Source organism: Phenylobacterium sp., assembly GCF_044236515.1.
Lineage (GTDB): Bacteria > Pseudomonadota > Alphaproteobacteria > Caulobacterales > Caulobacteraceae > Phenylobacterium.
Window position 1 is genome coordinate 1 of the sequence record NZ_JBIIGK010000089.1, and the last position, 12,043, is coordinate 12,043.

Here is a 12,043-nt window from a genome sequence, read left to right on the forward strand (position 1 = left end):
ACGCCGGCTTCGACCGCAATTTCGTGAACTACGAGCTTGGGCTGTGCAGCCGCGAGCATCTGCACGAGCACCGCTGGATCGACACCCTGGCGCTGGCCAAGCAGCGGTTTCCGGGGATGCACAACTCTCTGGATGCGCTGTGCAAGCGCTTCAAGATCTCGCTGTCCGAGCGCGAGAAGCACGGCGCGCTGATCGACGCGAAGCTCCTGGCGGCGGTCTATCTGGAGCTGAAGGGCGGTCGCGAGCGGCGCCTGGAGCTGACCAGCGCGGCGATGATCTCGGCGGTGGCGGCGGCCAAGCAGAACGACTACGGCGCGCGGCCGCGGCCCTTGGCCCCGCGCTCGACGGACGCCGAGCGCGAGCTGCACGCCAGCTTCATCCGCGAGCAGGTGAAGTCGGACGAGCTGTGGGGGAAGTTCGGGATTTAGCCGCCGGCCCGCCTCCCGACCGAAACGAAAAAGGGGTCCCGGCGAGCGCCAGGGGACCCCTCAACCGACCCTTTCGAGGCCACCTTCTCCCGCCAGGGGAGAAGGATTGAGTCAGGCGTGGCCGACTTCGCCTTCCTGCGCCTTGCGGGCGGCGTACACGCCGGCGAAGTCGATGGGGTCGAGCAGGAAGGGCGGATAGCCGCCGTCCGAGGAGACGTCGGCGATGATGCGGCGGGCGAACGGGAACAGGAAGCGCGGGCACTCGATGAGCAGCACCGGCTCCATCTGTTCGGCCGGAACGCCGCTGATCTGGAAGACGCCGCCGTAGAGCAGCTCGACGACGAACAGCGGGCCGTCCTCGCGACCGGCCTTGGCCGACAGCTTGAGGTCGACCTCGAACAGACCGTCCTCGCGACCGCGGGCGTTCATCTCGACGCCGAGGTCGATCTGCGGCTGGGCGCCGCCGCCGCGCAGGGCCTCGGGGGCGCGCGGGTTCTCGAAGGAGAGGTCGCGGACGAACTGGGCGAGGATGCGGATGCCCGGCCCTTCGCCGATCTGATCGAGGGGCTGTTCCGGGGCGCCGGCGCCGGCGTCGATATCGGTCATGGTTTCGGCTTGAGTCCGTGGTGAGACGCGGGAGTTCGCGTCCTGCTGGCCCGAGCGGCTATCATGGCGCAAGGGGCCATGCAACGTCGCCCCTGACGGGGGCGTTCCGTCATCCTATATTGGCTCGCTATAATGGCCGGCAAAGCTCGCCGAACCTTCAGAAGGCCGTCTTGCAAGTCCTGGAACTGATCATCTTCGCGGGCCTCGCGGCCATCGTGCTCTACCAGCTCTATTCGGTGCTGGGCCGCCGCGTGGGCCGCCAGCCCGAGGACAAGCCGCAGGCCGAGACGACGCGCGGGCCGGTGCGCGCGCCGGACGTCGCGCCCGAGCCGATCGACGAAGGGGTGACGCTGACCGGCCTGGCCGCGGTCCGCGCCCTCGACCCGAGCTTCGACGTCAGCCGCTTCCTGGCCGGGGCGCGCGGCGCCTACGAGATGATCGTCAAGGCGTTCGCGGCCGGCGATCGCGCCACCCTGCGCAATCTGCTGGCGCCGAGCGTGATGGCCAGCTTCGACACCGCCATCGCGGCGCGCGAGGACGAGGGCCGCACTGAGACGGTGGAGTTCCTGCACAGCCCGCGCGCCGACCTCGAGAAGGCCGACATGGTCGGCGGCGGCGACCTCGCCCGGCTGACCGTCCGGTTCCTGGCCGAATTCCGCAGCCGCACCAAGGGCCCGGAAGGCGAGGCGGTCGACGATCGCCGCACGGCCGAGCTGTGGACCTTCGAACGCAATCTTAAGAGCCGCGACCCCAACTGGACCCTGGTGCACGTCGACGCCGCGGAGGCTTGAGGTCCGGTGAATTTGCGGTCGGTCCGAGGCGCTCTCGGCGCGATCTCCCTCGCCCTGATGGCGGCCGCCTGCGCCGCGCCGCGCTATCCCCAGGTCCCCGGCTATCCGCCGCCGGCGCCGACGGGGCCGGTCCCGCCGCCGCCGCCCCAGGCTGAGCCCGCCCCGCCGCCTCGCCGGCTGATCGAGCCGGCCGAGCTGCCCGGCTGGCAGGCCGACGATCACGCCGAGGCCCTGGCCGCCTTCCGCGCCACCTGCCATGTCGCCAAGGACCCCCCCATGGCGCGGGCTTGCCGGGAGGCGCGGGCCCTGCCTGCGCTGTCGCGCGACGAGGCGCGGCGGTTCTTCGAGGCGAGGTTCATCGCCGCGCCGGCCGACGGCGAGGGGGTGCTGACCGCCTATTTCGCCCCCGAGTACGAGGCCCGGCGGGAGCCCGGCGGCGCCTTCACCGCGCCGGTGCGGCCGCGTCCGGCCGAGCTGGCCATGGGGCCGACGGCGCCGACGCGGACCGAGATCGAGGCGGCGCCGGCCGACGACGCCATCGCCTGGATGCGGCCCGAGGACCTGTTCTTCCTGCAGATCCAGGGGTCGGGGGTGCTGACCTTCGAGGATGGGACGCGGATGAAGGCGCTCTACGCCGCCAACAACGGCCATCCGTTCGTCGCCATCGCCAACCCGATGCGCGACCGCGGCCTGCTGGCGCGGGACAACACCTCCGGCGAGGCGATCCGCAGCTGGCTGGCCGACAACCGCGGGCCGGCGGCCGACGAGGTGATGCGCATCAACCCGCGCTACGCCTATTTCCGCCTGGCCCCCGACGACGGGCGCCAGCCGGTGGGGGCGGCCAATGTGCCGTTGCCGGCTGGCCGGGCGATCGCCGTCGACCTGTCGGAGCACACGGTGGGCGAGCTGCACTGGATCGCCGCCGAGGCGCCGGTGCTGCGCGGGGCGTTCCCGGCCTACCGCCGGCTGGTGACGGCCCTGGACACCGGGGGAGCGATCAAGGGCCCGGTGCGGGCCGACCTCTACCTGGGGCTCGGCCCGGTCGCCGGGGCCGAGGCCGGGCGGGTGCGCCATACGTTGCGGATGTACCGGCTGATCCCGCGCGAGGCGTTCTCGCCGTGAAACGGCCGCTGCGGCCCGAGGAGGTGAAGGTCTGGGGGCTGGTGACCGGCACCGTCCGACCGCTGCCTGGGCGCGTGGCTCCGAACGAAGCGGCGAAGGGGGCGGCCGAGGCCAAGGCGACCGACGTTCCCGCCCGCGTGCCGGTCGCCAAACCGCCGCCGGTCAAACCCCGCGCCTCAGGACCGAAGGATCCCATCGAGCCGCGCCGCAAGCACCGCATCGCCAGGAAGCGCGAGGAGATCGGCGCGCGCCTCGACCTGCACGGCCTCGACCAGGACCGGGCGCGGCCGGCGCTCGAAGGGTTCCTCAGCCGGGCCTTCGACCATGGCGTCCGGGCGGTGCTGGTGATCACCGGCAAGGGCGTGCAAGGCGATGGGGTGCTGCGCCGCCGGGTCCCTGAATGGCTGGCCGCGCCCCACCTGTCGCACATGGTGGCCGGGATCTCCGAGGCCGCCCGCCACCACGGCGGAGCCGGGGCTCTGTACGTGGCGCTTAAGAAGAAGCGCGCCTGATCTCCTCACCCCCGCGAAGCGAAAGCCAGGGGATGTTCTGACCGGGCTTAGCCCTGGGCGGTGCGGCCCGGGCCGGGGAGGACGGCGATCAGTTCGATGCGGAAGGTGAGGGCGGCGCCGGGGGGAATCTCGCCGCCGCCGGCGCCTTCTTCGCCGTAGCCGAGCGCGGCCGGGACGTAGAGGATCCATTCGTCGCCCGGGCGCATGAGGGTCAGGGCTTCCTGCCAGCCGGGGATCAGGGCGCGCAGCGGCATGGCGGCCGGCATGCCGCGTTCGTAGGAACTGTCGAACACCTTGCCGTCGATCAGCTTGCCTTCGTAGTGGACCTTCACCTCGTCGGAGAGCTGCGGCTTCAGGCCGTCGGCAGGGCCGGACTTCACGACCTTGTACATCAGCCCGGACGGCAGGGTGACGACGCCCGCTTCCTTGGCCGCCTTCGCCAGGTAGGCGGCCGAGGCGGCGCTCTGGTCAGGAGCCGGGGCGCGGCCGAGGCCGCAGGCGGAAAGCAGGGCGGCGGCGGCGCAGATGACGACGAACTTACGCATCGAACAGGTCCTGTCAGAGCCCCTCGCCTAGACGGCGCGGGGCGGATAGCCGCGCTCGCGGAGCGCGTCCATGATCTCCTGGGTGTGCTGGGCGTCGCGGGTCTCGATCATCAGGTCGAACTCCGCGCCCTTGGCCGGCACGTCGAGGGCGAGGCGGTTGTGGGCCACCTCGATGATGTTGGCCCCGTGCTGGCCGATCAGGGCCGAGACGTTGGCGAGCAGGCCCGGTCGGTCGTCGCCGATGATCCGCAGGCGGACGATGCGCTGGTCGCGGACCAGCTCGCGCGTCAGCACCGAGGCGAGCAGGCGGGTGTCGATATTGCCGCCGGTGATGACGAGGCCGGCGCGCTTGCCTCGGAACTTGTCGGGATAGGCGAGCAGGGCGGCGAGCGAGGCGGCGCCGGCGCCTTCCGAGACGGTCTTCTCGACGTTGCAGTAGAGGGCGACGGCGCGCTCCATGTGCGGCTCTTCGAGCAGCAGCACTTCGTCGACCAGCGGGCGGGCCACGGCATAGCTGACGTCGCCGACCTGCTTGACGGCGATGCCCTCGGCGATGGTCGCGCCGCCGGCGTTGGCCCCGACGTTGACGCCGCGCATCTTGGCGGTGAACGAGGGGTACATGGCCGGCTCGAGGCCGACGATGCGGATGCCGGGATTGAGCTGCTTGGCCGCCGTGGCCATGCCGGCGATCAGGCCGCCGCCGCCGATCGGCACGGGCAGCACCTCGAGATCGGGCACGTCCTCAAGCATCTCCAGGGCGACGGTGCCCTGGCCGGCGATGACGTCGGGGTCGTTGAACGGGTGGACGAAGACCAGATCGCGTTCCTCGCACAGCCGGCGAGCGACGGCGGAGGCCTCGTCGTAGTTCTCGCCCTCGATGACCACCTCGGCGCCGTGGTTGCGGGTCTGCTGCACCTTCACGAAGGGGGTGGAGCGCGGCATGACGATGGTCACCGGGATGCCGAGGCGGGCGGCGTGGAAGGACAGGCCCTGGCTGTGGTTGCCGGCGCTGGCGGCGATGACGCCGCGCTTCTTCTCCGCGTCGGTCAGCTGCAGCAGCTTGTTGAGGGCGCCACGCTCCTTGTAGGCGGCGGTGAACTGCAGGTTCTCGAACTTCACCCACACCTGGGCGCCGGTGATCTCCGACAGGGTCCGCGACGGGCGGCAGGGGGTGCGCTCGATATGACCCTTCAGCCGGTCAGCGGCCGCGCGGATGTCGTCGAGGGTCAGGGTCATGGTCAAGCTGTCACGGGAAAGGTCGCGCAAACTAGCGACGAGGGGGCCCGCGGGCAACGGCGGCTAGATGCCGGCGTACCACTGGTAGCCGCGGTCCTCCCAGAAGCCGCCCTCGCCGCCGCGGATATGGGCGAGCCCGGAGACCGCCTCGATGCGCATGACGTACTTGGCGTGCTTGTAGCCGAGCTGGCGCTCGACGCGCAGGCGCAGGGGGGCGCCGTGGGCGACGGGCAGGGTCTGACCGTTCATGGCGTAGGCGAGGATGGTCTGCGGGTGGAAGGCGTCGACGAGGTCGATACTCTCGTAATAGCGAGCGCCGGGGGCGAGCTCGTCGGCGCAGTGGAAGACCAGGAAGCGGGCCTCGGGCCTCAGGCCGACGCGGTCGAGCAATGGGGCGAGCCGCGCGCCGGTCCACTGGCCGATCGAGGACCAGCCCTCGACACAGTCATGGCGGGTGATCTGGGTGCGGGCCGGCAGGGCTTGGAGCTGGGCGAGGCCGAGGGCGGCGGGCCGCTTTACGAGGCCGTCGACGATCAGCCGCCAGTCGGCGAAGCCTTGGGCCGCATGGGCCCGCCAGGCGGCGTCGCCGGGCCGCAGGCTGCCGTTGGCGCGGAAGTCGGGGGAGATGTCGCGGGCCGAGAACTCGCGGGCCAGGGCGGCGCGGTCGGTGATCAGCCGCTGGGCGGCCATGGTCAGGCCTTCGGCGCGGCCGAGCAGGCCGGCGGCCTGCGGGCTGGCGTTGAGCTGGTCGCAGCCGGTCAGGGCCCCGCCGATCAGCGCGGCGCCGGCGCCCTGCAGCCAGCGGCGGCGGCCGATCATCGGCGGGCCTCCGGCAGGGCGTAGCGGCCGGTGATCATGCCGCGCATGTTGTTGAGGAAGCCCGAGGCGATGACCAGGGCGACGTGGACGAGGACGAAGGCGACGATCAGGACGGCGCAGATGAAATGCACCGTCCGCGCCGACTGGCGGCCGCCGAACAGGTCGATCAGCCAGGGAACGGCGGCGTTGAAGCCCGGCGACATGCACAGGCCGGTGACGACCATCAGCGGCAGGACGGCGGCGATCATCGCGAGGTAGGTCAGCTTCTGCAGGGCGTTGTAGCGGCGGGCCGCCTCGCCGGTCGGGAAGCGCAGGCGGGCGTGGGCGAGGACCTCGCCCCACAGGTGGCGCGGGGCGAGCTCTGCGCGGGTCGGCAGGATCTCGCGGCGCAGGCGGCCGCGGACGAGGCCGGCGGCGAGGTAGACCGCGCCGTTGAGGACGAACAGCCAGGCGAAGAAGAAGTGCCAGCGGCGGCCGCTCGCGAGGTCCTTGTAGCTGGGGATCGTCGCCCAGGCGGGAAAGCCGCGCGGCGCGCGGGCGCCCGCCGCGCCGGAGTAGCCGAGCAGGCCGGTGGTCTCGAACTGGGCGCCGGCGATGCGGGTAAGGCCGATCGGCTGGCCGGCCCGCTCGCCCATCCACACCGCGACCCAGGGGCGGGCGAAGGTCGACTTGTGGCCCCAGTAGAGCGCCGGGTGGGCGTTGAAGATCTGCAGGCCGCTCATCAGCAGCACGAGGAGGGCCAGGGCGTTGATCCAGTGGGTCGTGCGCACGAGACCGCTGTGGCGTCGGATCAGGATGGGCTCGCGCCGCGCAGGGGTTCGCATGTCGCCTCCGGACGCGGCCATCCTGACACGGCGCGAGACCAGGGGGAACGCCCGGGGGCGGACGGCGCTTCCTTCGGTGACTGCAAAGGAGGCCGCCGCATGTCGGACGATTCCATCAACTCCGAGGGCCGCAAGGCCAACGCCGCCCTGCCGCTCGACGCCGCCAAGGACAACGCCGGGGCGGAACGCTATCCGTCCGTGCGCCAGGACGATGGCGTCGAGGGTTCGGGCGAAACCCGCAGCTTCGACCCGCCGAAGAACCCCAACCCGCCGCAGGGCGCCGGCGACGGCCCGATCTCGGCCAACGAGGGGCGGCTGGGGCCCGGGGCCGATCCGGCCGAAGGCAAGCGCTAGCCCGCACCGGCCGGCGCCACTAAGCTCCGCGCGCAAAAAGCGGGGGCGAGGCGTGGACGTGATTGGCGTAGAGGTCTGGCGGGGCGACGTGCCGCCCTGGGAATGCGACGTGATGGGGCACCTGAACGTCCGCTTCCACATCTCGCGCAGCGCCGAGGGGCTGATCGGCCTGGCCGCCGAGCTCGGCATGCCGGATGCGTTCCGCGAAGACGCCGGCGCGACCCTGCTGGTCCGCGAACAGCATGTGCGGTTCCTGCGCGAGGCCCATGCGGGGGCGAGCCTGTTCATGACCGCCGGCGTCGTCGAGATGGGCGAGTGCGACGCGACCCTGCTGTTGATGCTGCGCCACGAGGACGGCCGGCTGTCGTCGACCTTCCTGACCACGGTGAGCCACGTGACGGCCCGGGCCGGACGGCCGTTCCCCTGGCCCGGCCGGGTGCGGGCGGCGGCCGAGGCGTTGCGCATCGAGGTCCCGGCCGAGGCGGCGCCGCGCGGGCTGTCCGCCGAGCCGGCGACCGTCACTGCAAGCCTGACACGGGCTAACGAACTGGGGCTGGCGCGCACTGCGACGAGCGCCATCCGGACCGGCGAGTGCGACCCGTTCGGCCGGCTGCGGCTGGAGCAGTTCATGGCCCGGCTGTCGAGCGCCGGGAAGGCGACGCGGCGGTTGCAGGGCGACGTCGACGAGATCGGCAAGATCGGCGCAGCGGCCATGGAGTACCGGCTGGTCTATGCCGACTGGCCGCGGGTCGGCGACCGGCTGGAACTGCGCAGCGGCCAGTCGGGGGGCGACGCCCGCTTCCGCCGGCTGACCCACTGGCTGCTCGACCCGAACACCGGCCGGCCATGGGCCTCGGCTCAGGCGCTGATCGCGCCGATGGACCTCGAGCGGCGCAAGCTGGCGCCGCTGTCGGATGAAGCCCTGGCCCGGGCCGATGCGTTGGTTATACCGGGACTGACCTTCTAGGACGCGGCATGAAACTGGCGACCATCGGCTACGAGGCGGCGACCCAGGACGCGGTGATCGGCAAGCTGAAGGCCGCTGGGGTCGAGGTGCTGATCGACGTACGCGCGGTCGCCGCCTCGCGGCGGGCGGGGTTCTCCAAGACCTTGCTGGCGGCCAGCCTGAAGGAGGCGGGCATCGACTACGTCCACCTGCGCCAGCTCGGCACGCCGAAGCCCGGCCGCGACGCCGCGCGCAAGGGCCGGATCGGCGAGATGCGGGCCATATTCGAAGATCACCTGGCCGAGCCCGGGGCGCAGCTGGAGCTCGCCAAGGCGACGGAGATCGCGCGGGAGAAGACCACCGCCCTGCTCTGCTACGAAGCGGACGCCTGCGGCTGCCATCGGGCGATTGTCGCCGAGCGGATCTGCGAGGCGATCGCCTTCGAGGTCGAGAACCTCTGACGCCTCAGGCGGCGTCGAACTCGGCGCCGGTCAGGTCGCAGCCGGCCATGCGGGCCTGACGGACGTCAGCCTCGATGAACCGGGCGCGGGGGGCCGAGGCGCCGCGGAAGTCGGCGTTGCGGAGGAAGGCGCGGGTGAAGTCGGTCCGCACGAAGCGGCCCTCGGAGATCATCAGCGGGCCCATCTTGGCGCCGCGCAGGTCGGCGCGACCCATCAGGGCGTCGGTCAGGCGGGCGCCGCGCAGGTCGGCCTCGCGCAGGTTGGCGCCGCGCAGGTCGCAGCCGGAGAGGTCGGCGCCCTGCAGCTCGGCCCCTTCGAGGTCGAGGCCGAACAGGACCGAGCGGGGCGCGGTGAGGGCGGTGAGCTTGCGGCCCTTCAGGGTCTTCAGCGGCCGGAAGTCGACCTCAGGCAGGTTCATCACCTTGCCGCGGGCGCCGTTCGAGCGGCAGTAGGCCTCGTGCTCGGCGAGCACCTCGTCGAGCGGCCGGTCGTCGATGTAGACGCGCGGCGGCGGGGCCCGAAGGACGTCCGTCAGATCGGCGTCGTCCAGCCGGGTGTGGTCGAGGTTCACCCCGTCGAGCACGGCCCGCTTCATCGAGGCGCCTGTGAGGTCGGCCCCGCCGAGGTCGGCCCCGGAGAGGTCGGCGCCGTCGAGCACGGCGCGGTGCAGGCGGGCCCCGGACAGCATGGCGCCCGAGAGGTTGGCGTCGGTGCAGTCGACGGCCATGGCGACCACGCCGGCCATCTGGGCGCCGGCCAGGTTGGCGCCCGCGAGGATGGCGTAGTTCAGCTCGCCCGGCCGGTGCTCGTGGCGCAGGACGCGGAAGCCGTCGAGCTTGTCCTGCAGGGCGATGCGGCCCTCGCGCAGGTCGCAGCCGGCGAGATCGGCGCCGGCGAGGTTGGCGCCGCGCAGGCAGGCGCCGCGCAGGTCGGCGCGCTTGAGGTTGATGCGGCGCAGGTCCGCTTCGCGCAGGTCGGCGCCGAACAGGATGGCGCGCGACAGGTTCGCCCGGGCCAGCATGGCGCCCTCGAGCTTGGCGCCGGCGAGATCGGCCTCGCGCAGGTCGAGGCCCTCGAGCGAACAGTTGGAGAGGTCGGCGTAGGTCAGCGACAGCCGCCGCCCGCCGGCCCGGCCGGCGAGGTAGCGCTGGTGGGCCTCGATGGCCTCGCGCAGCGTCTGGGCGTCGAGCGCCACGTGATGAGGGACGGCTTGTGCGGACATGGGACTGCTCGGCGAGAGCATGCCCCGGGGCGGTTTAAGGAACGGTGTAGCGGCTCCCCTCCCGCGATGCGGGCGAGGAAAAGGCTGGGTTCAGCGCTCGGCCTGGCCGGTGGCGGCGGCGATGAGCGCGCCGATACGGTCAGTGGATTCGGCGGCCTGCGTCAGCATCTGCAGCGGGCCGACGCCCGGGCGGGCGGCGGCGGAGATCTGGCTGGCCGCGGACTGAGCCATGGCCAGGACCTTGGCGCCGGCCGACTGCGGCTCGGAGGCGGCCGCCATCTTGGCGTTGGCGTCCTGGTAGATGAAGCCGTAGGTCGGATAGGTCGAGCTGCCGATGTCGCGGGTCGGATCGTACCAGACCTTGACCTGGCTCCAGTCGCCGGTCGGCGAGACGTCGATGACGGTGACGTCCTTCTCGACCTTGCCCCGCGTGCCGCCGATCGGCGACCAGTTGGCGTGGGTGATCTGCACCACCCGGTCGGTCAAAACCTGGCTGACGACGGCGACGTGGCCGAGACGCATGCGGTCGGTGGGCTTGAAGCACAGCACGGCGCCGGCTTTGGGCTGGAAGCCGGTCTCGTACTTGCCGAGGGCCTGCTGCCACCACGTGCGCGCGTCGCCGAAGATCTGGATGCCGGACAGCAGGCGCGCGAAAGGCACGCACTGCCAATAGGTGTCCGCGGACGCCGCAATAGGAGCGGCGCCGACAAACGCGGCGACGGCCAGGGAACCCAGCAGGGTCCTCATCCGTTTGCGCATGTTTGGGTCACTCCCCGACGCGACACTCGAAAGAGATAACCCTATCCCCTTCTGAGTGAAAAGAGGGTTTACGCGGGCAATCCGGCCCGCCCGATGAGTCGGACTTACGGATCGGCGGGCGGGATCCGACAATTTCTGGCGAAAGGAACCGGGGTTCTGGAGATGAGCGTTAAAATCGGCCGCCGTTAAAGATAACTATGCCGCACCCCCACGACCGCGGTCTGAATTTAAGCTGGCGAAGACTGTCTTGCCGCGCGCGCTTTGTTTGACCAGGCCCGGCGGGCACACGCCATCACGGCGCGTAACGATTTGAAACAAGACTTCGGGCGCTGATGATGGGAAGTCGAGGTTGAGCTTTTCCGGCGGTTCACAACTGCGCGACCGGCGACGAGCCTGTGGATTGTTTCCCGGGCTCGGGGCGGGGCCTAGGCGAGCGGCGGGAATGGCCTAGATAAAGCGGCGCCATCATTCTGGAGCGACCAAGACGGCCATGGACAGCATCACGCCTCTCCTGAGCGACCCGGCGGCCTGGGCGGCCCTGATCACCCTGATCGTGATGGAAGTGGTGCTCGGCGTCGACAATCTGATCTTCATCTCGATCCTGTCGAACAAGTTGCCGGAGCATCAGCGCAGCAAGGCGCGGCGGATCGGCATCTCGCTGGCGCTGGTCATGCGGCTCGGCCTGCTGTCGACCATCGCCTTCATCGTCACCCTGACCCAGCCGGTGCTGTCGCTGCCCTGGCAGGGACCGGTGGGAGCCGACGGCCATCCGGCCTTCGAACTGCAATTCTCCTGGCGCGACCTGATCCTGATCGCCGGCGGCCTGTTCCTGGTCTGGAAGGCGACGACCGAGATCCACGAGAAGACCGCGCCCGGCGACGGCCACGGGGTGATGGACACCTCCGGCCGGGTGGTCGCCAACTTCGGGGCGGCGATCGCCCAGATCCTGCTGCTCGACCTGGTGTTCTCGATCGACTCGATCCTGACCGCCGTCGGCATGACCGAACACCTGCCGATCATGGTCACGGCCGTGATCGTGGCGGTGGCGACGATGATGTTGGCCGCCGACCCGCTGGCCAACTTCATCAACAAGAACCCGACGGTGGTGATGCTGGCGCTGGGCTTCCTCCTGATGATCGGGGCGGTGCTGATCGCCGACGGCTTCGGGGTGCATGTGCCGAAGGGCTACATCTACGCCGCGATGGCGTTCTCGGCCCTGGTCGAGGCGCTGAACATGGCGGCGCGCAAGGCGGCGAGCCGCAAGGGGCCGGAGGGGTAGGGAGAAGGATTTGCAAGCCATGGGTTAAACTCAGGCTTGCGAATCACTTGGGTTCGCCGATCCGGCGGGAGCCCGCATGCCGATCAGCTATCTTTCGGCCGCTCAGGTCTCGGCCCTGTCCGCGACGCGGCTGCAGGCG

The 12,043-nt window shown here is 71.2% G+C and carries 15 protein-coding genes; 8 read left to right on the forward strand and 7 right to left on the reverse strand.

The genetic code is table 11. The annotated features are described in order from the left end of the window. On the forward strand, window positions 1-428 hold a 428-nt coding region (locus ACILRF_RS10245), incomplete at its 5' end, for an exonuclease domain-containing protein (RefSeq protein WP_395672522.1). Between the two features lie 111 nt (window positions 429-539). Here ACILRF_RS10245 and secB read toward each other — a convergent pair. Further along, window positions 540-1,034, reverse strand: a complete 495-nt coding sequence (gene secB / locus ACILRF_RS10250; protein ID WP_395672524.1) for a protein-export chaperone SecB — start codon at window positions 1,032-1,034, stop codon at window positions 540-542. A 170-nt stretch (window positions 1,035-1,204) separates the two neighbouring features. Here secB and timA point away from each other — a divergent pair, with 170 nt between their 5' ends. The 3 genes from timA to ACILRF_RS10265 are packed head-to-tail and all read left to right on the forward strand — an operon-like array spanning window position 1,205 to window position 3,459. Then, window positions 1,205-1,825, forward strand: a complete 621-nt coding sequence (gene timA / locus ACILRF_RS10255; RefSeq protein ID WP_395672526.1) for a TIM44-related membrane protein TimA — start codon at window positions 1,205-1,207, stop codon at window positions 1,823-1,825. A gap of 12 nt (window positions 1,826-1,837) precedes the next feature. Next, window positions 1,838-2,947, forward strand: coding sequence for an MltA domain-containing protein (locus ACILRF_RS10260; RefSeq protein WP_395672528.1), 1,110 nt, complete (start codon window positions 1,838-1,840; stop codon window positions 2,945-2,947). Continuing rightward, window positions 2,944-3,459 carry a Smr/MutS family protein gene (locus ACILRF_RS10265; RefSeq protein WP_395672530.1) on the forward strand — a complete coding sequence of 172 codons (516 nt, stop codon included), beginning with the start codon at window positions 2,944-2,946 and terminating at the stop codon, window positions 3,457-3,459. The genes ACILRF_RS10260 and ACILRF_RS10265 overlap by 4 nt, the downstream gene beginning before the upstream one ends. Window positions 3,460-3,506: 47 nt before the next feature. On the opposite strand, the gene ACILRF_RS10270 is transcribed toward ACILRF_RS10265, so the two are convergent. The 4 genes from ACILRF_RS10270 to ACILRF_RS10285 form a co-directional block, all read right to left on the reverse strand. Then, window positions 3,507-4,004, reverse strand: coding sequence for an FKBP-type peptidyl-prolyl cis-trans isomerase (locus tag ACILRF_RS10270; RefSeq protein ID WP_395672532.1), 498 nt, complete (start codon window positions 4,002-4,004; stop codon window positions 3,507-3,509). Window positions 4,005-4,031: 27 nt separating this feature from the next. Further along, window positions 4,032-5,240 (reverse strand): threonine ammonia-lyase, encoded by a 1,209-nt coding sequence (locus tag ACILRF_RS10275; RefSeq protein ID WP_395672534.1) that lies wholly within the window; start codon window positions 5,238-5,240, stop codon window positions 4,032-4,034. A gap of 63 nt (window positions 5,241-5,303) precedes the next feature. Continuing rightward, a complete protein-coding gene (locus ACILRF_RS10280; protein ID WP_395672536.1) occupies window positions 5,304-6,059 on the reverse strand; it encodes a molybdopterin-binding protein in 756 nt (251 codons plus the stop codon). After that, entirely contained in the window at window positions 6,056-6,883 is an 828-nt protein-coding gene (locus ACILRF_RS10285) for a cytochrome b/b6 domain-containing protein (protein ID WP_395672537.1), read from the reverse strand. Before ACILRF_RS10285 ends, ACILRF_RS10280 begins: the two co-directional genes overlap by 4 nt. A gap of 99 nt (window positions 6,884-6,982) precedes the next feature. On the opposite strand from ACILRF_RS10285, the gene ACILRF_RS10290 reads away from it, so the two are divergent. Genes ACILRF_RS10290 through ACILRF_RS10300 form a run of 3 tightly spaced genes read left to right on the forward strand, consistent with a single transcriptional unit; the run spans window position 6,983 to window position 8,644 of the window. After that, complete coding sequence (locus ACILRF_RS10290) at window positions 6,983-7,237, forward strand: hypothetical protein (RefSeq protein WP_395672539.1); 255 nt, start codon at window positions 6,983-6,985, stop codon at window positions 7,235-7,237. 52 nt (window positions 7,238-7,289) lie between these two features. Then, window positions 7,290-8,204, forward strand: a complete 915-nt coding sequence (locus ACILRF_RS10295; RefSeq protein ID WP_395672541.1) for a thioesterase family protein — start codon at window positions 7,290-7,292, stop codon at window positions 8,202-8,204. 8 nt (window positions 8,205-8,212) lie between these two features. Further along, entirely contained in the window at window positions 8,213-8,644 is a 432-nt protein-coding gene (locus ACILRF_RS10300; protein WP_395672543.1) for a DUF488 family protein, read from the forward strand. Window positions 8,645-8,648: 4 nt separating this feature from the next. Here ACILRF_RS10300 and ACILRF_RS10305 read toward each other — a convergent pair whose 3' ends face one another. Then, window positions 8,649-9,866, reverse strand: a complete 1,218-nt coding sequence (locus ACILRF_RS10305) for a pentapeptide repeat-containing protein (protein ID WP_395672545.1) — start codon at window positions 9,864-9,866, stop codon at window positions 8,649-8,651. 90 nt (window positions 9,867-9,956) lie between these two features. Then, complete coding sequence (locus ACILRF_RS10310) at window positions 9,957-10,625, reverse strand: CHAP domain-containing protein (protein WP_395672547.1); 669 nt, start codon at window positions 10,623-10,625, stop codon at window positions 9,957-9,959. Between the two features lie 490 nt (window positions 10,626-11,115). On the opposite strand from ACILRF_RS10310, the gene ACILRF_RS10315 reads away from it, so the two are divergent. Beyond that, window positions 11,116-11,904 carry a TerC family protein gene (locus ACILRF_RS10315; protein WP_395672549.1) on the forward strand — a complete coding sequence of 263 codons (789 nt, stop codon included), beginning with the start codon at window positions 11,116-11,118 and terminating at the stop codon, window positions 11,902-11,904. Window positions 11,905-12,043: the final 139 nt, after the last annotated feature.